The sequence below is a fragment of the Bythopirellula polymerisocia genome, assembly GCF_007860015.1.
GTDB classification, from domain to species: domain Bacteria; phylum Planctomycetota; class Planctomycetia; order Pirellulales; family Lacipirellulaceae; genus Bythopirellula; species Bythopirellula polymerisocia.
Window position 1 is genome coordinate 108,866 of record NZ_SJPS01000002.1, and the last position, 19,627, is coordinate 128,492.

Annotated in this window: 15 protein-coding genes; 10 read left to right on the forward strand and 5 right to left on the reverse strand. The window is 52.5% G+C overall.

What is annotated here, in order from left to right:
* Positions 1–4 precede the first annotated feature (4 nt).
* Positions 5–3,178 carry an efflux RND transporter permease subunit gene (locus tag Pla144_RS06660; RefSeq protein ID WP_146449267.1) on the forward strand — a complete coding sequence of 1,058 codons (3,174 nt, stop codon included), beginning with the start codon at positions 5–7 and terminating at the stop codon, positions 3,176–3,178.
* A 63-nt stretch (positions 3,179–3,241) separates the two neighbouring features.
* Here the strand turns inward: Pla144_RS06660 and Pla144_RS06665 are convergent, their stop codons facing one another.
* On the reverse strand, positions 3,242–4,132 hold the full coding sequence (locus Pla144_RS06665; protein WP_146449269.1) for a dienelactone hydrolase family protein: 891 nt from the start codon (positions 4,130–4,132) through the stop codon (positions 3,242–3,244).
* Positions 4,133–4,347: 215 nt separating this feature from the next.
* Here Pla144_RS06665 and Pla144_RS06670 point away from each other — a divergent pair, with 215 nt between their 5' ends.
* The 4 genes from Pla144_RS06670 (at position 4,348) to Pla144_RS06685 (ending at position 8,249) form a co-directional block, all read left to right on the forward strand.
* Positions 4,348–6,036, forward strand: a complete 1,689-nt coding sequence (locus tag Pla144_RS06670; protein ID WP_146449271.1) for a hypothetical protein — start codon at positions 4,348–4,350, stop codon at positions 6,034–6,036.
* A 115-nt stretch (positions 6,037–6,151) separates the two neighbouring features.
* Positions 6,152–6,598 carry a superoxide dismutase [Ni] gene (locus Pla144_RS06675; protein ID WP_146449274.1) on the forward strand — a complete coding sequence of 149 codons (447 nt, stop codon included), beginning with the start codon at positions 6,152–6,154 and terminating at the stop codon, positions 6,596–6,598.
* Positions 6,599–6,821: 223 nt separating this feature from the next.
* Positions 6,822–7,616, forward strand: a complete 795-nt coding sequence (locus Pla144_RS06680) for a hypothetical protein (RefSeq protein ID WP_146449276.1) — start codon at positions 6,822–6,824, stop codon at positions 7,614–7,616.
* Between the two features lie 252 nt (positions 7,617–7,868).
* Entirely contained in the window at positions 7,869–8,249 is a 381-nt protein-coding gene (locus tag Pla144_RS06685; protein ID WP_146449278.1) for a hypothetical protein, read from the forward strand.
* A gap of 184 nt (positions 8,250–8,433) precedes the next feature.
* Here Pla144_RS06685 and Pla144_RS06690 read toward each other — a convergent pair whose 3' ends face one another.
* The 3 genes from Pla144_RS06690 to Pla144_RS06700 form a co-directional block, all read right to left on the reverse strand.
* The gene (locus tag Pla144_RS06690) at positions 8,434–9,465 is read right to left on the reverse strand and encodes a DUF1559 domain-containing protein (protein ID WP_146449280.1); all 1,032 of its coding nucleotides are present in this window, start codon (positions 9,463–9,465) and stop codon (positions 8,434–8,436) included.
* Between the two features lie 47 nt (positions 9,466–9,512).
* Complete coding sequence (locus tag Pla144_RS06695) at positions 9,513–10,760, reverse strand: hypothetical protein (protein ID WP_146449282.1); 1,248 nt, start codon at positions 10,758–10,760, stop codon at positions 9,513–9,515.
* A gap of 272 nt (positions 10,761–11,032) precedes the next feature.
* Positions 11,033–11,680 carry a 3-keto-disaccharide hydrolase gene (locus Pla144_RS06700; RefSeq protein WP_146449284.1) on the reverse strand — a complete coding sequence of 216 codons (648 nt, stop codon included), beginning with the start codon at positions 11,678–11,680 and terminating at the stop codon, positions 11,033–11,035.
* Between the two features lie 227 nt (positions 11,681–11,907).
* Between Pla144_RS06700 and Pla144_RS06705 the strand changes: the two genes are divergently transcribed.
* Genes Pla144_RS06705 through Pla144_RS06720 form a run of 4 tightly spaced genes read left to right on the forward strand, consistent with a single transcriptional unit; the run spans position 11,908 to position 16,711 of the window.
* Entirely contained in the window at positions 11,908–13,281 is a 1,374-nt protein-coding gene (locus Pla144_RS06705; protein WP_146449286.1) for a Gfo/Idh/MocA family protein, read from the forward strand.
* 53 nt (positions 13,282–13,334) lie between these two features.
* Positions 13,335–14,648: a PQQ-binding-like beta-propeller repeat protein gene (locus Pla144_RS06710; RefSeq protein WP_146449288.1), complete on the forward strand. Its 1,314-nt coding sequence runs from the start codon at positions 13,335–13,337 to the stop codon at positions 14,646–14,648.
* Positions 14,649–14,683: 35 nt separating this feature from the next.
* Complete coding sequence (locus Pla144_RS06715; RefSeq protein ID WP_146449290.1) at positions 14,684–15,460, forward strand: NIPSNAP family protein; 777 nt, start codon at positions 14,684–14,686, stop codon at positions 15,458–15,460.
* 6 nt (positions 15,461–15,466) lie between these two features.
* Positions 15,467–16,711 (forward strand): BaiN/RdsA family NAD(P)/FAD-dependent oxidoreductase, encoded by a 1,245-nt coding sequence (locus Pla144_RS06720; RefSeq protein ID WP_146449292.1) that lies wholly within the window; start codon positions 15,467–15,469, stop codon positions 16,709–16,711.
* An 84-nt stretch (positions 16,712–16,795) separates the two neighbouring features.
* On the opposite strand, the gene Pla144_RS06725 is transcribed toward Pla144_RS06720, so the two are convergent.
* Entirely contained in the window at positions 16,796–17,725 is a 930-nt protein-coding gene (locus Pla144_RS06725; protein WP_146449294.1) for a putative ATP-dependent zinc protease, read from the reverse strand.
* Between the two features lie 277 nt (positions 17,726–18,002).
* On the opposite strand from Pla144_RS06725, the gene Pla144_RS06730 reads away from it, so the two are divergent.
* Entirely contained in the window at positions 18,003–19,568 is a 1,566-nt protein-coding gene (locus Pla144_RS06730; RefSeq protein WP_146449296.1) for a 7TM domain-containing protein, read from the forward strand.
* The last annotated feature ends 59 nt before the right edge of the window (positions 19,569–19,627 follow it).

Genomic DNA, 19,627 nt, shown 5'->3' on the forward strand with positions numbered 1-19,627 from the left:
TATTATGATCCGCTGGTTCACAATTAACGGCATTGCTGCGAACTTTTTGATGCTAGCGATACTCATCGCTGGCGTCTATACGGCCCTTTTCCGCATTCCGCTGGAAGTGTCGCCCGAACGCAGTTTCGACATGATCATGGTAGAAATGACCTACCGTGGCGCAACCGCCAAAGATGTCGAGCAAGCAATCTTGATTCCCATCGAAGAAGCGCTCGAAGGGGTTGATGGAATCAAAGAATTCAATAGCCAGGCTTGGCGCGGTGAAGCACGATTCTTTCTCAATGCTGAGCCTGGAACCGATCTGCGAATCTTAATGGATGATGTCACCGCCCGTATCGATACAATCACCACCTTCCCCGACGAGACGGAACGACCGCGAATTTCCATCCCCGACTCTTCAAATTGGTGGGAGGTTTTGAGTATTGCGGTTACGGGAAAACTTAGTCCCCATGAACTTAGGGAAGTAGCTCGGCGTGTTCAGGAAGATGTTTTGGCACTGCCGGGAGTGAGTCGGGCTCAGGTACAAGGGGATCGACGTTACGAAATCTCTGTCGAGGTAGATTCCAGGAAATTACTCTCCTATGGATTGAGTTTTCAAGACCTTGCTGATGCCATTCGCCAGTTTTCGATCGATCTTCCTGCCGGCGCAATTGATAGCGAAAGCGGAACGTTCATTATTCGTACGCGCGGCCAGGCATATTCCGAGCGAGATTTTAAGGAAGTGCCGATTCGTGCTGCGAACGGAGCAGACGTACTCCTAGGCGAGATCGCCACAATTAACGATGGATTTGAGGAAGGGGAGAAAACGGTAGAGTTCAACGGCAAACCTGCATTGTTTGTTGAGGTCTTACGTACCGGTAAAGAAAGTGCAATCAACATCTCCAACAAAGTACGCGAGTACGTCCGTACGTCTCGCTCAAAATTCCCCGAAGGCATCGAATTGTTCGTGTGGGACGATGAGTCGATTTCCATACGGGGGCGGCTGAGTACGTTGACCCAATCATTACTTCAGGGAAGCGTACTTGTGATGCTTCTGCTGGGACTATTCCTTCGTCCTGCGCTGGCCTTTTGGATCGTCATAGGCATTCCGGTCGGATTCGCTGGAGGTGTGATGATGATGCCATGGTTTGGCATCACGGCCAACGTGATGAGCCTTTTCGGATTCATTATTGTCGTGGGCATTGTGGTCGACGACGCGATTGTGACTGGCGAGAACATCTTTCTTAAAATAAAAAACGGCGTGCCGCCACTCGAAGCTGCGATAGACGGAACACACGAGGTCGCGACTCCCGTGACGTTTGGTGCCCTGACCACAATGGTGGCGTTCCTTCCATTGATGTTTTTTGAAGGAATGTGGGGCGATTTCGCTCGGCAGGTGCCTCCTGTGGTTGCGCCAGTGTTGTTCTTCTCGCTAATCGAATCGAAGCTAATCCTGCCCGCGCATCTGAAGCACTTGCGACCTGTGCCGAGGCAGAACGCATTTACGCGCTTTCAGACTTCAATTGCCAACGGTCTGGAATACTTCATTGAACGATTCTATCAGCCGACGCTTGAATTTTCCGTCCGACACCGTGCATCGGTGATCGCAGGATTTATCGCAATTGGATTACTGATGGCAGGCTATGGTGTAAGCGGACGCATGAAATTCATTGCTTTTCCTTCGGTGGATCGGCAGCGGATTTCGGCGCAACTAGACATGCCAGACGATACTCCCTTGACAGTAACCGCCAGATACATGGACAAGATCGAAAAGGCGTTGCATCAACTTAGAGAAGAATTCATTGACCCAGGTAGTGGCGAATCACTGGTGCAGAGCATTTCGAAAATAGTTGGTGCAGAAAGGATTCACCGGGATTTTGACAAGTCGCGTGGAGCCATCGCTTTCGAAGTCATGGCGCCTTCTGAGCGAAGTGAACCCGGGCCAAAGAACAGTGAACTTGTCACCCGTCTGACGGAGCTTGTCGGTCCCATTTCCGAGGCGTCTGAATTCAGGGTGCGCGCGGATTCCGGCATGAGCAATGACCGAGGTTTTGACAACGAAAATCTCAACATTGAACTTCGCGGTCCTATGTCTCCAGAGAAAGCGGAAGTCGCACGTGATATCCGAGCCATACTCGATGAATATGAAGGTTTCAGCTCCACCTGGGCGAACGTCAACTATGGTCAAGACGAGTTGGAACTGACGATGAAGCCACTGGCTGCCGAGTTGGGCCTGACGCAGCAACTCTTAGCACAGCAGATTCGACAAGCATTCTTTGGAGAGGAAGCGCAACGTGTGCAGCGGGGAATAGATGATATCCGCGTGATGGTTCGTCTTCCGCGCGAGCAACGCGAGTCACTCCATACTCTGGACCGGATGAGGATTCGCACGCCGCGTGGCGCCGACGTGCCGCTCTCCACAGTTGCAGAGATAGCGTTTACCAAGGCTCCCTCCTCGGTCCAGCGCAAGGATGGCGCGGAGATACTTCGCTGTGGTGCTCAGCCTGTCGACGAAACGGTCGACGTCTTGGCAATCGCCAAGGAGATTACCCCTCGTATCGAGGCGTTATGCCGCCCGCACAATCTTTCATTCCAATACATTGGCTACGTCGCTGAAGCCGAAGACACTCGAAAGCAAACCATACTCGGCTCACTGCTGTTAGCCTTTACACTCTACGGTCTGCTTGCCATCGCACTGAAGTCGCTGGGGCAACCCTTCTTTGTCATGTTGGCCGTTCCCTTTGCGATAATTGGTGCACTGCTGGGCCATATCGTATTAGACATCACTCCTTCTTATCTGTCGATCTTCGGCATGCTGGCTCTGGCCGGCGTCTCGGTCAATGATACATTGGTAATGGTCGACTACGTAAATCAACGCCGCAGCAAAGGCGCCACACTCTACCAAGCAGCGTTGGAAGCGGGTAGCAGACGGTTTCGTCCCATCATGCTCACGTCGATCACTACTTTTGCGGGATTGATGCCACTGCTGCTGGACCGATCACTGCAAGCTCAGTTCTTGATCCCTATGGCGGTGTCTCTGGCATTCGGTGTGATGTTTGCAACGACTGTGACATTGTTTTTAATCCCCTGCTCGCTGCTTATTGCAGATGACTGGAAAAAGGTTCTTTTGCAGTTCAGAGACTGGTACTTCCGTCCCCTTCGAGACAACTCAAACGAACGAGTTACCAATCCGCAATAGCGGAATTGAAACCTTTTGGCCATTTGCAGGGTGTTAATTCCTGCGAAACTACGATTGACTTTTTTACGAGGCGAGATGCTTCTTGAAGAATGCAACCGTACGTTTCCAGGCGAGGTTTGCTGCATCTTCGTCGTAGCGAGGAGTAGTATCGTTGTGGAAGCCATGATTGACCCCTTGGTAGACATAGGCCTCGAATGGCTTCTTGTTCTCCGTCAATGCTGCTTCAAAGGGAGCAGTGCCATCAAGAATCCGCTTGTCTAGACCGGCGTTGTGAATCAGCAGCGGAGCCTGGATGGTGGGAACATCGGCAAGCTTTGGCTGACGACCATAGAATGGAACGCCAGCGTTGACTAACTCAGGTATGCGAACGGCAAGTCGATAGACCATACTGCCCCCGAAACAGAATCCAACGACTCCAAGTTGTCCTGTTGACATATCATGCTCGTCAAGCCATTTCGCTGCGGCTATAAAATCTTCCGTCATTTCCTCGCCGTCACGCTTGGCCTGCATCGCCCGGCCTTCGTCGTCGTTGCCGGGATAGCCACCGAGCGGAGTCAGCGCATCGGGAGCAAGGGCCATAAACCCTTCCACTGCCAAGCGTCGGGCAACATCCTCGATGTAAGGATTCAAGCCGCGGTTTTCGTGAATGACTAACACCGCAGGAAAAGTTTCTCCTTCGCTTGGCCGTGCCAGCAGTCCCTTGATTTCGCCACCCCCCGCGGAAGATGAATAAGTGATCGTTTCCGTTTTGATACGAGGATCGTCAGGCTTTACCTGCTGTGCCCATGCATAGTTTGGACTCAAGCTGGAAAGCAATATTTCGACTGTCAAGCCTCCGACGGCAAAGGCGCTTAGTCGCCCGATATATTCACGGCGTGTCATCCGTCCGTGGGCGTAGTCGTCGTAGAGATCGAGAACTCTTTGATCGAATTGATTGGCTGTTCGTCGTTCCATGATGGATCTCCGAGAGTATAAGTGGGATCGGCGGGTCTGTCTGGTTTTTTCAGTCTTCTTTGGTTCGCTTGCACGATGATAAGGAAATTGGATGCCTGAACGCAATTGACCTCCCCAGGATTGGCATCCAGATGTGGCAAAATGTCTTAGTTTGACCCCACTGTTCTAATTCATTACTTTGGAGCTACGGGGTAATTCTTTCGGAGGAAAGCGACATGGATCGGATCCATCGTGCTTGGCTAGCTTGGCTGTTTAGTGCAATCTTTTCGACAACCGTCTTGGCTCAGACTTTTTATGTGGCGACGAATGGGAATGACGCTACCGGTGATGGCTCTTTGGCAACCCCGTGGGCTTCGATTGGGGGAGCACTTGGGAAGTTGCATGATGGAAATTTCGACAGCGCCACTGTGCTGGTGCGTCCGGGGATCTACACAGGGCGGCAATCCTTGGTTGGTACGTTTGCGCAAGGAGTGACCGTTCGCTCAGAGGTGCCTTATCAGGCGCAGTTGCGGCACACCAGTCAGGCAGTTGTTGCATATGTGAATGGCCGGGGGGCGAGCGGAATTACTTTCGAGGGTTTTGACATCGCACATTCGGGGCCGGGAGCTTCGCCGTTAGTATTTCATATCGACGGGGGAGGCGGAAACAATGGCGTTGGCAATCTAACCGTGCGCAACAATGTGATTCACGATAGCTACAACAACGACCTCTTAAAAGTAAACAATGGCGTGACCAATGTGGTTGTCGAGCAAAACATGTTTTACAACCAGACTGGCTCAGACGAGCATATCGACGTGAATTCAGTCGAGGATGTCACGATCAGCGACAATGTGTTTTTCAATGATTTCGCGGGCTCAGGGAGGACCAAAAGCAACAATACTTCCAGCTACATCGTCATAAAAGACAGCAACGACAACGAGGATTTCTTCCTGGGGTCCGATCGCGTGACGGTTCAGCGCAACGTGTTTCTGAATTGGGAAGGAAGTACGGGGTCGAATTTTGTGCTGGTCGGCGAGGATGCCAAACCATTTATCGAAGCCCGTAATGTGATGTTTGAAAACAATCTTATGCTGGGCAATTCCACGAACGTAATGCGAGCCGCCGTGGGGGTGAAGAGTGGCGAAAACATCACGTTCCGAAATAACACGATCGCAGGGGATCTACCGGCTCTGGCATATGCGATGCGAGTCAACGTGGAGAATTCGGTGGTGACCAATGAGCAAATCCATTTCTATAACAACATCTGGTCCGATCCGACGGGAACGATGGGGGCATCGTTTGGTAGTGGAAACGATTTTTCGGATTCCCCACCGGGTGAGGTAACCAATTGGACCCTTGTGAACAATCAGTACTACAACGGGGGAGCCAACATTCCAGCCGATGCGAGCGAAACGATCAACTACACCGACGACCCGAATCGAATCGCTGGCAATCCAGGTTTGGCATCGCAAGCGGGGTTGACCTTGCCTCGCTGGAATCCGGCAACGGGGATGTTTGCCGACGGCTCGATGAATATTCGCGAGGCGTTTGTGAAACTCGTGATGCAGTATGGCGTGCCGGCAGCGAGTAGCGAAGGCGTTGACCATGCGCTTGCCGCGCAAGCACCGTTGGACGACATCCTGGGAAATCTACGTGGGGTCTCGCCGGATGTTGGTGCAGTGGAAATGCTGAGATCAGGCACAGGAGATTTTGATGGGGACCGAGATGTGGACGGCCGGGATTTTCTAGTATGGCAGCGCAATCCTACCGCAGGGGATCTGACCGATTGGCAGGCTCAGTATGGGAGTGCGGTCATTCTGTCCGTGCCTGAGCCGAGTGGGTGGGTTCATTGGATTGCGTTGATGGTAGTAGGTGGGATGAGGATGTGCTTGGCTAAAGGGACGCGTTCCGCTCCGCCTCGTTAGACTCGTCAGGCGCGTCGCGGCTAACGCGAGTCGAATCAATCGGCGATTGACCCACCTAACATGTAGATGTAGGATCGATGTGTTGATCCATCTCACCCCCTTGGAGTCCATTCTCATGAAAACATTTCTATCGTGTGCGTTGTTGGTAGCCGTTGCACTTGTTCCTCAGTCGCGCAGCTTTGGCCATTGTGAAGTGCCGTGTGGAATATTTGACGATGGGGCACGATTTGCTGCGATGATGGAAGACTCTACAACGATACTCAAGGGAATTAATGCTCTTCAGGATCTGGCAGGGACACCCAATCCGAACAATATCAATCAGATGGGGCGCTGGATTACAACTAAAGAAGAGCACGCTACGAAGATTCAGCACACGATTGCTCAATACTTTATGGCGCAGCGGATCAAGCCTGAAGCAGAGAATTATGTCGAACAGCTCACAAAAGCGCACGCCGTCATGGTCGCAGCGATGAAGTGCAAACAGGCGGCAGAGCCGGCGACGGTCGAGACGCTGAACAAGGCGATCGGTGAATTCAAGGCGGCCTACGGTAAGGGGCCGTGAGAGGTTCGCGCAAAGTCAAAAAATATCTGTGCTAGTACCGCCGGACGCCCAGGGATTGCAATCCCTGGGCGTTTTTTGATTGTCTGCGCTGAACCTTTTTCTTTTTGGCAAACACTTTGGAGTAGTGATGCGTAATGGGGGATAGGTCTCGGTGGCCCAGGGGGGCCCACCGAGATCTGCCATCTGCAACGAAGCAGTGGGACGGAACAAAAGGAAGCTCACTATGTCGCACGTCATGCCGTATGGAAACGCATTCTTGTCTTTCGCACTTGTTGCTCTAGCTTCTGGGGTCACTTTTGCCGGTGGTCCGCAGGTGGCATTTGATTTTGGGCGTATTGCCGAGTGTGTAGAGATCGCTGGTGAAGATGCATTGCTAACTCCCGGGGAAAAGCTCGTCGAGCTTAAGTTGCGGGTGTCGGTGCATTTGCTTGCGGGAAAAATCAGTGACGTGGAGGAGGTGCGGATCGAGGTGGGGGACCGTGACAATCGTATGCGCGTCCACAGTTTTGCTCCGAGTACGCAGATGGCAAGTCACTTTGGTGGCGACATCGAGTGGTCGAAAACCACCGAGGAAGGGCACTCGCTGGGGGCCTCGTTGGGTGGGGAATTGCCGGCACCGGTGGGTGGCCTGATTGCACACGTTACACCGACGATCAGTGGGGGTACGAAGAATTCGGAGACAATTACCGAGAAGCAACTGCGACTGGCGCCCAAATTTGCCGTCGTGGCAAGTGGGACAATCGGGCAGGAACATGGCGTGTTTTTCAAGTTGCGATCTTCATCACAAAGTTCGCTCGAAGGGACACATGATTTGACGGTGCGGTTCATCGTGCCTGAGAAATGGCGGGGAGACTCGGTACGTGTCTGCTGTCAGGCGACGGGGACAGAGAAAGTATTTTGGATGAAGCAACAAGCGACCTGGGCTCATACGTGCGGACCCGTGGCTTTGTATTTGGCAGGCGATGCTGAGGCGCGGCAGGCGGCGATTCGGTATGTGAGTGGGAAAGAGAGAGGATAAATCACCGCCTGACAGCTTCGCGAGTGTAACCTAGCGAGCGCAACTTCTTGTCACAGCGAACGTGTCGTTTCCGCACACTCTTTCGAATTTGATCTCTCTTGCTTGGTGTGGAAAAGTTGCGGCCAAATCAAAAAAGCCGTGACATACCTTAATGGAGTCAAATCTAGATCTCCCTTGCCAATTTGGCATGAATCTTGCGGTAGGAATTCTAGCGAAAGGGCCCGCTGTCGCGGGAGATAATGAGGTGGCATTATGAATACCAAATTGCAAAATCAGCAGGTGTCAACAACCCAGCTGTTACGCTGGGGCGCTGAGGTTAGCGGTGTGATCTTGTTTGTCGGCTGGCTCGGTTTCGTTTGCGGGGAATTGGTGAAAACCAATGAAATGCCTGCGAAGGAAGCCTTCTATGGAGCGGCCGCATTAGTGCTGATCTTTGCAGGCTATGCACTACTGTGGCGTCACGCGCTGACAGGCAGCGTGCTAGTATTTTTAGGCACGGTTGGTTTCTTTGCAATTGGTTGGATCACTACGGGTATCTTGCCAGGTCTGGATGCGCTTTGGTTTGCCATTCCTGGGGTGCTGGCCTTGCTGGCTTGGAACTTTGATCGTCGGGGAGGCGACACTAGTCCATAGTGATCATCTGGAAGTGGGTGCGGTATTTGAAGGAAGATTCTTGGGTCATTACAAATGGCCGTCCGGAACCTTCAAGTCTTCTACGCCGCACCCACGATTCTAATTGCTGGCAACAAGTCTGGCGAATGTTTCTACCATCTCATGTGGTAGTTACTCTGTCCGTATACAGTTTTTGGACACGTCTCTATTCTTCACCGTAGCGGGTCGAGAGGAAGCGCCATGTCTGAGGATTAATGTCGTTGGCAAAGAAACCTGCTGAGCCATCTGCACGTGCCGCGTTCACTCCGCCGGGATGGAGGCTGCGGGCAGTACGCCAACCGAAGGCGGCATAGCGTTCGGTGATGGGGGCGAGCAACTTAGCAGAGACGCAATCGAACTCGACCGAGTTGGGGATGCGATAATGATTGTAAAGTGACGAGCGAAATTCGCCGTTGGCCCACGAGAAGCTTGAGGGGGTGGTGTAGTTGAATAGCCCAGACCCATCGCAGGAAGACTGGGTGAGCGGTGCTGCGGTGGCGAACACGTAGGCAAATCGCTCGTCGATTTCTTGTCTTTTTGAGAGTGGCGCGACAGGCTGGCCCAGCAAGCACTCGGCGAGATAGATGGTGTTGCTAGTGCCATCGGCAATGTCGGCCAAGCGTATATTCGAGTTGATGAAGAACACGCCGTCGGCCGTGAGGGGTGAACCCCCGTCGTTGCCGCTGCCGGAGCAGGCGGCATAATTGGTCGGCCCAAATTGTTCTTGCACTCGCTCTTGCCGATCGCTGGGGCACAACATGAGCGGTATGACTTGCCCAAGGGCAGGAAGGTTCTTCTCGGGAGTGGAAAAATCCTTGCGATACATGGGGAGCGAAAGATCGAGTTGGGCGCGAATTGCAGAAGATTCGAGTTGGGGGAGAATCTGGGCGAAAGCGCTCCAGCGATAGAATGTGTGAGGCGTGGCAGGATCGGAGGGATCTTGCTGGGCAACTGACCCCGAGGGAAGATGTCCTGTTGCGGTTTCGTAGCTCTGCATCGCCAGGGCTAGTTGCCTCAAGTGATTCAGGCAGGTGCTGCGGCGGGCACTCTCGCGTGCCGACTGAACAGCCGGCAACAAGAGGGCCGTCAACACGCCAATGATTGCGATGACAACTAGTAGCTCGACGAGCGAGAATGCACGGCGCTTGGAGATTGGCTGGCAAAGGTCCATTGGATCGTAGGCCGTAACGAGTAACACGAGTTCCGGCTATGCTCGGCGTGATTGAATACTTTGCCGGAACTGCGCTACCGCTTGTTCCGGCCGACTGAGTTTTGGCGGTTTAGCGTTAGCGTCGCCGCTCCCAATAATATCAGGCACAATGACGCGGGTTCGGGAACGGCCAAGGTGTTAGCAAGGGGGTCGTAGCGGACAATGGCGGTGGGTTGCAAGATGACTTGATTTTCATAGGCGCGCTGCCAAGCGAGAAAATCATTTCCATCGGAATCTTCGTCGCCGTCGATGTCGCCCATGGCATCGACGCTATATGCATCTTGCCAGTCAACGAGGTCGCTACCGTCAACGGAACCATCGCCATCGAGGTCTGCAGGTTCTTCGCTTGTGAGAAGATCCACTGAAGTTCCGAGGCTAGTATCGATACGTAGCACTTTCCCCGGGAGGAGTGTGTCTCCATAAAATGGATCCATCGGGTTGTTGTTGCCCAAGCTGGTAGTCAGCAAGTTTCCGTTCGTCTCGACGAGAAAACCTGAGGGGTAGGGAACACTTGCACCGAATTGGGCACCCTCGCCGATTACTACCCCGCCAGAAACCGTGTACTTGATGACTGCTTGACCAATCAAAGAGGCGACATAGAGGTCTCCGGCATCATCGAAGGCGAGACCATTAAAGCCGAAAGCAGGGAAGTTCAACGTAACAGATGCCCCCGACGCGAAAGGTGTCGCCGTTGTTCCAAAATCGTTGCTGGGGCTTCCCACTGGAGCATCATATTTGAGAACCGAACCAAACCCGGTAAAGTTGAATTCGCTGACGTAGAGATTGCCAGCAGAATCAAACGTCATACCTGCCCGGCCCGTTCCAGCAGAATTGGTGCCTAGTGTTTGTAGGAGCGATCCACCGGCATCGTAACGAAACACTTCATCGCCATTAAATTGGCCAATTTCAGAAACAAAAAGCGTATCGCTGGCTGAGTGATAAGTGATGCCCCCAGCACCACCTACGTCGGTGATGAACGGAGTGGTTGTCCCGGTGACTGGATCGATCTTCACCACGCTGGCTGCAGAGCCTGGAAAACCTGACACTAGGTTCGTCGCGTATAGAAACCCGCCCGGCCCAAAGGTAAGTCCAGTCGGTACATCAAGCCCAGAGGCCGTGACAACGCGGATGAATTCGCCCGTGACTTCATCAAATGAGAGGATGCGGTTTGCAGTCTGATCGGCAATAAACAATTCAGCGGCCTGAATTGCCGAGGATGCAACCGCGAACAGAGTGAGACAATAGATCAGGACGGGTCTGATGTTGTAGCGAAGTGATTGCAAGGTGAGAAACTCCTGGTGCTTGATTCGTTCAAGGTTGCAAATACAAAGGTGCGTCGGTGGGGGACAAGACTCGGCTGAGTCCTGGATGCGCGTCAGGGAGGGATAGCGAGTGGGGTATTGAAGAACTGAACCGCTGCCCAATACGGAATAACCCAACATTGTCCCTATTGAACCAACTCGCGTCAATGCATTGACGCTGGCAGTGGAATCACCGTCAATGCCACCCAGTTCGCAAAGGCGACCCGGCTGCGGATAAATGAAATTCGCTCCATTTACGGCAGAAGCTTGATCTCGATGTCTTTGTAGTAAACGGTACTCCCGGGATCGTGGGCCTGCAGGGCAATTGTGCCACTGGAGAGTTTCCGCTCGGGAGAGTCTTTGAGATGAGGCATCTCGCCGGTTTCAGTGAATTCATTGATAACCTTGCCATCGACCTCAACGGTTATTTTTTTGCCATCGACCGTGATCAAATACTCGAACCACTCGTTATCTTGGGCTGGCGATTCCTTGATATCTTGGATGCCATAAATAGAACCTGTTTTGCGCCAGTCTTCATGGGAGTTGTTCACTTGGACTTCGTAGCCAGAATCGGGCCAACCAGTCTCTTGATATTTTACGTGCACATATACTCCAGAATTGGCATTCGGCTTGGTCATGACCTTGAGCTTGAGTTGAAAATTCTTGAAGTCGTGATTGCCCACTTCCCCCGTGTAGAATAAATGACATCGATCGCCGCCGCCGAGTACTAGCGTCCCATCCTCAACCCTGCAGGAGCCTTGGTTCTCTTTGGCAGGTGTCCAGCCAGCTAAACTCTTGCCATCAAAGAGAGAAATCCACTCTGCGGATTCCACGGCGCAGACCGGTGAATGACCCAATGAGAGCGAGACAAACGATAGTGAAAGGAATGTGCGAATATACATGGGAAGATTCCAACTGGGTGCGAGATACGAGAAAACCATAAAGGCCGTGACTGAAGGAGATTGGCTTGATTGGGTTCTTGCGAAGGAGCGTTCACTTCACCTATCATAGAGAAGATCGTAAGCTTCAGGAATAGAGTGATTATCTATCTTTCACCAATCTGGCAAAGATTTCTCTAGCAACGCGATACGCGCCATATATTTCCACCTAGGATCAAAAAGGAATTCTTGTGAAACATTCGACTCGTCGCAGTTTTTTACAGAGGGGGGTCGCCCTAGGGGCAGCCCTTTCCACTCCTAACCTTCTCACGGGAACGCAACTATTTGGTAAAGATGCCAGTAGCCGACCTAAGATCGCGGCGATTGGCGTGGGTGGAAGTCGAGGACGGTACAACCAAGGTGGAGGCATTGCGCGTAGGGCTGCTGCATTTGGGGATATGATCGCCGTGTGTGATGTCGACAATTTGCATACCGACGAGTTCAACCAGGACTTCGACGGCAAGCTAAATACCTATAGCGACTATCGCAAGCTACTAGAACAAGAAAAACCTGATGTGGTGACAATCGGCACGCCCGATCATTGGCATGTTCCCATTTCGATTGCTGCTCTGCATTCCGGCTGCGATGTCTACTGCGAAAAGCCCTTGACGCTCACCATCGAGGAGGGGTTTCGGATTCGTGACGCGGTGAAGGAAACCGGCAAGACTTTTCAAGTTGGCACGCAGCAGCGAAGCGAACACGGGCTACTATTTCTCAAGGCGGTTGCGTTTGTACAAAGTGGCCGGCTTGGAGAAAATGTGAACGCATATGTCGCCATTGGAAGTCCTGACTCAACCGGAGGGCCTTTTGAGACGACCCCGATTCCGGATGGGCTTGACTGGAATATGTGGCTTGGCCCTGCGCCGAAGAAGGATTACTGCGACGAGCGCCGCAAGGAGTTCCGTTGGTACTATGAGTATTCCGGGGGCAAGATGACCGATTGGGGTGCCCATCACATTGACATCGCCCAATGGGCCTTGGGATTGGATCGCACCGGCCCAACATCCATTGCTGCCAAAGGGGAGTTCCCTCCCGTCGTTCCTGAGAACTTTGATTGGGATTCATTCCTTGATGGAAAAATCTCGTTGCCGAACTCGTTCAACACAGCGGTGAAATTCAACATCGATCTGAATTATGCCAATGGTGCCACGCTAAGTGTCAACGACCACTATAGTCGTCCCGATGGCACTTCTTTTCCTAACGGCATTCTGTTCGAAGGGAGCAAGGGTCGCATCTATGTGAATCGCGACAGATTGACCGGCAAGCCTATTGAAGAGCTCACCGTGGCCGACAACGCGGAACTCGCCGCGGCGATGGTCAAACTTTATAAAGGGAAGCAGCCAGGCAACCATATGGGGAATTTCTTCGAATGCATTGCTGATGGCTCTGAGCCGATCTCCGATGTCGAAACCCATCATCGCTCGATGACCTCTTGCCACCTGTGTAATATCGGGCTGATGTTGGGTCGGGAACTTGCATGGAATCCTGACGAAGAACATTTTGTTGACGACCCGGCTGCGGATGCATTGATGAGCCGCACTAGTCGGCCAGGTTTTTTTGCGTAGCGAATTAAGTTCATTCCGGCTTTGTGTTTCTAAGGGAATTAGGGAACTGAATTATGTTGCTTCGAGGAACATGCTTTTGGTGGCTACTGTTAGTGGCGGTAGTTGCTCCAGTAGATGCTGAAGATTGGCCCCAGTGGATGGGACCGACTCGCGATAACGTGTGGCATGAGGACGGGTTGCTAGAATCGTTTCCCGATGGAGGGCCGCCAGTGGTGTGGCGCACCGATGTCGCCGGAGGGTACGCCGGGCCCGCAGTTGCTGATGGGAAAGTGTTTGTCACGGATTACGTGACCGGTGACGAAATAAAGATTGCCAACTTCGAGCGAAAGAATTCCACGGGGGTCGAGCGTGTGTTGTGCCTCGACGAAGCGACAGGGAAAGAACTATGGCGGCACGAATATCCGGTGACATATACCATTTCCTACCCGGCGGGACCGCGTTGTACTCCAGCCGTCCACGCGGGGAAGGTCTATACCCTTGGTGCCGAAGGAAATCTTTTTTGCTTAGACGCCGAATCTGGAGAAGTCCTTTGGTCGAAAGATTTTCCTAATGATTATGGGGCAAAGACCTCGCTTTGGGGATATGCCTCGTCGCCTTTGGTGGATGGCGAAAAGCTTCTCTGCGTTGTTGGCGGGGAAGGGAGTCACGCCGTGGCGTTTGACTTGAATACCGGGAACGAAATTTGGAAGTCGCTTACCTGCAATGATCAGGGCTATTCGCCACCGACAATTATTCATGCGGGGGGGGTAAGGCAGCTCGTTCTGTTGTGTCCCGACAAGGTCGCGGCGGTCGAACCCGAGACAGGCAAAGAGTATTGGAGGGCTCCCTACGAGGCTACTTCCGGTTCGATCATCATGTCGCCAGTTGTTTCGGGCAACTACCTGTTTGCTGGTGGCTACAACAATCAGTCTCTGATGCTCAAGTTGGCCTCGGATAAGCCAGACGCCGAAGTTCTCTGGGGCAATGAATCGAAACATGGAATCTCACCCGTGAATGTGCAGCCCATTGTTCAGGAGAGTATAATGTACGGCGTGAACGGTAGCGGTGATCTTATGGCTGTTGAGTTTCCCAGTGGAGAAAGACTTTGGGAAACCTCCAAACCGATCAGCGAGCGCCCGGTAAGCAGCGGCACGGCATTTATCGTACGACAAGCAGATCGCTATTGGCTCTTCAACGAACAAGGCGAACTTATCATCTCTCGACTCACGCCCGAGGGATACGAAGAAATCGATCGGGCGAAAATCATCGAACCCACCAACAACGCGTTTGGTCGGGAAGTGGTGTGGTGTATGCCGGCATTTGCTAACCGAAAGCTCTTTGTTCGCAACGATGAAGAGTGCATCTGCGTCGATCTCGCGGCAGAGTAGAGTCATGATACTTTATACTTCGAGGTACACCTAACATGCAGCGACGCGAATTCCTTCACCTTTCTGCCGCAGCGACTTGCCTGGGAAGTGCCACTAGTTTGGCGGCCGAAGAGGCGAATGTAGCTGCACCAGAGTATTACGAATGGCGAACCTACCAGATCCCCAGCGAAGATAAACAAGCACTTTTAACGAGTTATCTTGAGGAAGCTGCCCTGCCGGCGTGGGAGCGATTGGGGATCGGCCCTGTGGGGGTCTTTACTGAAACAGGTCCCGAGGCCACTGCTTCGGTGCATGTGCTGCTTCCCTATGTTTCGATCGAGGTGTTTGCCGGCGAACGACAGGGACTCGAACAAGACACTACGTACCAACAGGCTGCGGCTGATTACCTGGGAGCCCCGCAACAGGATCCCACATTCGATCGGATCGATAGCTCGCTGATGGTCGCGTTTGCTGGGATGCCGAAGATGAGTCCCCCTGAGCGACTGCCCCGCATATTTGAACTGCGCGAGTACCAGAGTCACAGCGAAGCCAAGGCCCGCCGCAAGATTGAAATGTTCAACAACGGCGAGATCCCAATTTTTCTGGAAGCGGGTTTCAAGAATGTGTTTTTTGGTGAAACGCTTGTCGGACCCCGGCTTCCAAATCTCAAATATCTACTTGCCAGCGAAACCATGGAAGCCAATCAGCAGAGCTGGCAACAGTTCCGCGAACATCCCAAGTGGGTGTCTATGAAAGATCTGCCTGAATACGCTGAGACTGTTTCAAAAGTCATCCAGACATTTCTCCTGCCAACAGCATTCTCTCAAGTCTGAGAATCGATGGGCATCACTTATCAAGTTGCCGTGATCGGTGCAGGGGCGGCAGGGATGTTGACAGCTGCACGTGCTGGTGAGCGCGGCCTGAAGGTTGTACTCGTGGAAAAGAACACCAAAGCAGGTGTTAAGATCCTGATGTCCGGCGGGACGCGGTGCAATTTGACGCAAGCGACTGACCGACGAGGGATCGTCGAAGCCTTTGGCTCTCAAGGTCCCTTTCTGCACTCAGCACTGGCAGCACTGGGTCCCGACGAACTTGTGGCCTTGTTCGAGGCTGAAGGTGTACCTACGAAAGTAGAAGGGACGGGGAAAGTGTTCCCTGTCAGCGACCGAGCACTTGATGTGCGAGATGCACTGCTGAGGAAGGTGCGACGGTCTGGCGTTGAATTGCAGCTCGGAACGGCTGTCACAAAACTCGACGTTTGTGAAGCAGGATTCGTAATTCAGACCGATCGAGGCGAATTGACTGCAAGTACAGTGGTGCTGACCTGTGGCGGCCAGTCCTATCCTGGCTGTGGCACGACGGGTGACGGATATCATTGGGCCAAGCATTTGGGACACAAGATTGTGCCGCCGCGTCCTGCATTAGTGCCGCTCTTGTCCGATGCCCGCTGGGTCCACGAACTAAGTGGCGTGACAATTGGAGATGTGCGGGTGGGGATCAAGAGTGGCACGACGAAAAAGGCTTTGGCCGAGCGTCGGGGCTCATTTCTCTTTACGCACTTTGGCATTTCGGGTCCGGTGGTGATGGACCTAAGCCGGACTATCACTGCTCGTCCAGACGCTGAAGATTGGCAAGCGGTGTGCGATTTTCTGCCGGGGCATTCCCGTGAGCAATTTGCAGAGGCACTTGCCCAGAATGCGTCCGCCGGGGGCAAACGAACCGTTCCGACAGTGGCCGCTCAATGGCTGCCTCAGCGGTTGTCCGAGGCACTCGTGGCAGAAGCGGGGTTGTCGAGCGACCAGCGGATTGCTGAACTCTCCAAAGCTGGCCGTAGCAAGCTGATAGACGCTATCAAGTGCCAACAGATCCCCATTCACGGATCACTCGGCTTCAAGAAGGCAGAAGTGACCGCCGGTGGCATCGATCTAGCCGAAGTTGATTCACGTACCTTGCAAAGCAAACTTGTTCCCGGACTATTCCTCGCCGGGGAGATCCTCGACTTGGACGGCCCCATCGGCGGCTACAATTTCCAGGCAGCCTTTAGCACCGGGTGGCTAGCTGGGGAATCGGTGGGAGAGGGATAGGTTAGTTCTCAATAGGCCGTTGTTAGTTGGGTATTATTTCCTACGCAACTGACAACTGACAACTGACCAAGGATAGCTGACTCCTCAGTCATTACTTTCTATGTCCACATCGACTAGAAAATCGTTCTTGAGAAAGTTCCGGCCCAGCAAGAGCGGGAATTCCATATGTTCGCGGTTGTTGAGGGTCACCAATACCGTCTTCTCAAAGTCTTTGTAGCGAAATGTCAGGGGCACTTTATAGCGTCGCTTACGATCATCGGAAGCGTTAGAGGTTTTAATGATCACATAGCCGGCAATCTTGGCTTCGAGCCAATGCGATTCCTTGTGACCATTCTTAATATTGAAGCGCACGACTTTACCGATGTTATCAGCCATGTTGTCCGATTCATTTTCAATCTTCATATCCTCGATATGCAAAGAGCATGATTTGGCTCCTGAGTCGACCCGTGCCCGAAAGAGCAGTTCGCTCTTTTTCTCCATGATTGTGGCAGTGGCGCCAATCACACGCTTTTCCACTTTGGGGGGTTCCTTTTCGGTTTCTTCTACAATGGGAGGTGCCTCCTCGATCGATTCCTCAGGCTCTTCTTCTTCCGAATCGTCAACTACTTCAACTTCTGCGCCTGCTGCTTCCTCAGCCTTGGCTTTTTCGTTTTCTATATCTTTCTTAATCGTTTCTTCATCCGAAGCCTTGGCTTTCTTGTCAGAGCCTTTCTCCGATTCAGATTTGGCATCATTAGATTTCTGAGGAGACTTCTTGTTGGAAGAAGATTTCTTGGACGACTCCGAAGGTTCGCTTGCATTCTTCTCGCTTTTGGACTCGTCTGCCGCTGGATCTTTTTGATCGGTCGAGGACTCCGATTCCTCTGAAGTTGGGGCCTTCTCGGTGGCACAAACTGCTTGCCGCACATTAAGATGTACGACTCCATTGGCTAGCAATAAGGCAAGCACCAACAACCCAAGCCGCTGGAGCGGATAAGGGAATACGATGCATTTGGTAGATGATTTCGGTCTCACAGACGATTAGTCTCCACAGGGTGTATTCACTCAGGTTGAGAAATCGCTTCCGCATTTCCTCAAGTCACTTGAAGCCCCTTATTCTTGCATGTGGACCAGGGAAAGGGAACCGCCGGAATAACCCTTAGAAGTTTCAAAATCCTGCCTTTTGGGACATAAAATCAGCGCGAAATCGGGTAGCAAGTAAACTATAATACGGTAATTGGCCGCGCGACTGCGCCATGCCAGCTTACCCACTCGATTTTTCCAACCTCTGGCAGGTTAAAGGTTTAGCATCGTGAGTGCTCGTGTTTTGAGTCAGATTTGGGCAATCGCCTTTATTCTCCTGGGGATAGTGGCGTTCGGCCTGCGCTATCAAGCCAGGCACGAAGTCCGGGAGGGTTTACAGGACAGCTTGTGGCGGCTTAGCTACGACATCCAATTCGAGGTTGATAGCCCCGCAGCGGAAATCCGGGTGGGTTTGCCTGACCAATCCTCCTCGGCGGCGATCATTGAAGTAGAAGAAAAGACACACATTAATCTCAATGCAGAGGAGTATACCTCCCCATTAAACAAGAATCGTGAATTAATTCTGACAACCCAGCTCACTGGAAATTATCAAGTGGGAGCCGAATTTGAGATTCGGCTCAAACCCCGCAAATCCTGGGATGAACAGAATGAAGTCGCCGACTTGTCGTCCACTGCTAAGTCTCGATTCTTGCGCAGCGATTCCACGATTGATACCGCAGGTGCCAATGTGCGGGAGGTCATGCAACAGATTCCTCGTGGCGATTTGACGGATAGCGAATTGGTCCAACAACTTTTCGACTTTTGTTCGTTGAGTTTCAAACCGGGAAAGAGCGAAGAAGGATTCGATGCCGTCGGATACGCATTAGCCAATCATCAGGCCACCCCTTTAGGTCGTGCTCGCTCGATGGTAACGCTTTGCCGAGCATATAGAATCCCAGCAAGACTTGTGGCTGGATTCGAAGTTCGTCAATCCAAGTCGGCAACCCCCCATGTTTGGGTTGAAGCGTACTACGGCCATCACTGGGTTCCGTTTGATCCAACGTACGGCCATGCCCGTCAGATGCCATACAATTACCTTCCAATTCGGCGCGATGGTGAAGAAATTGTTCGTGGGGAGGGGATCAAAGACCTGATAGCCAAATACACCATCTTGCGGTTGCCCCCTCCGGCAAACGTGCTGCAAGCGGAAGTACGGCGCCCTTCGCAGGTGCTCGATCTGACACGTTTACCGGTCGAGATGCACGAAGTCATGTCGCTGATGTTATTGTTACCTTTAGGAGCACTCATCACCGCAATTTTCCGCAATATTATCGGACTGCGGACGTTGGGCACGTTTGCCCCCGCGCTGTTGGCAATGAGTTTTATTTACGCCGAATTGGCGACGGGAATTGTGATCTTGGTAGCGGTACTCACAGCCGGTTACTTCGGCCGCATCATGTTGGATCGACTCCATCTACTGATGGTGCCACGTTCCAGCATCGTACTGACGATGATTATCCTGCTCATCGTATTTGGCGTCTCGCTGATCGACTACGCTGATCCACTTTCAGGAGTGCGGGCCGTCTTGCTTCCTTTAGTCATTCTTACAACCTTGATCGAACGCTATTTCGTAACCACGGAAGAAGATGGGATGGCATTTGCCATGCAGCTCGTTGTTGGCACGGCCGTCGTGGCAGCCTGCTGCTACTTGATCTTGGGTTGGAATGAAATCGGCGATCTATTGCTGATTTATCCTGAATTGCATTTCTTCACGATTGCTGCCTTCATTTGGATAGGTCGTTACAGTGGCTATCGACTAGTGGAACTCTGGCGATTCCGTGACATGGTGAAATAGACTTCGTGAAACCAAAGAAATCGCAACTAGGACTACTTCGCGAATCATCGAAAGATTAA

What these genes read in the sequence shown, in the direction of transcription:
- Pla144_RS06660 (WP_146449267.1), top strand. Translation starts at nt 5, where the DNA reads ATGATCCGCTGGTTCACAATTAACGGCATTGCTGCGAACTTTTTGATG.
- Pla144_RS06665 (WP_146449269.1), bottom strand. Translation starts at nt 4,132, where the DNA reads ATGGAACGACGAACAGCCAATCAATTCGATCAAAGAGTTCTCGATCTC.
- Pla144_RS06670 (WP_146449271.1), top strand. Translation starts at nt 4,348, where the DNA reads ATGGATCGGATCCATCGTGCTTGGCTAGCTTGGCTGTTTAGTGCAATC.
- Pla144_RS06675 (WP_146449274.1), top strand. Translation starts at nt 6,152, where the DNA reads ATGAAAACATTTCTATCGTGTGCGTTGTTGGTAGCCGTTGCACTTGTT.
- Pla144_RS06680 (WP_146449276.1), top strand. Translation starts at nt 6,822, where the DNA reads ATGTCGCACGTCATGCCGTATGGAAACGCATTCTTGTCTTTCGCACTT.
- Pla144_RS06685 (WP_146449278.1), top strand. Translation starts at nt 7,869, where the DNA reads ATGAATACCAAATTGCAAAATCAGCAGGTGTCAACAACCCAGCTGTTA.
- Pla144_RS06700 (WP_146449284.1), bottom strand. Translation starts at nt 11,680, where the DNA reads ATGTATATTCGCACATTCCTTTCACTATCGTTTGTCTCGCTCTCATTG.
- Pla144_RS06710 (WP_146449288.1), top strand. Translation starts at nt 13,335, where the DNA reads ATGTTGCTTCGAGGAACATGCTTTTGGTGGCTACTGTTAGTGGCGGTA.
- Pla144_RS06715 (WP_146449290.1), top strand. Translation starts at nt 14,684, where the DNA reads ATGCAGCGACGCGAATTCCTTCACCTTTCTGCCGCAGCGACTTGCCTG.
- Pla144_RS06720 (WP_146449292.1), top strand. Translation starts at nt 15,467, where the DNA reads ATGGGCATCACTTATCAAGTTGCCGTGATCGGTGCAGGGGCGGCAGGG.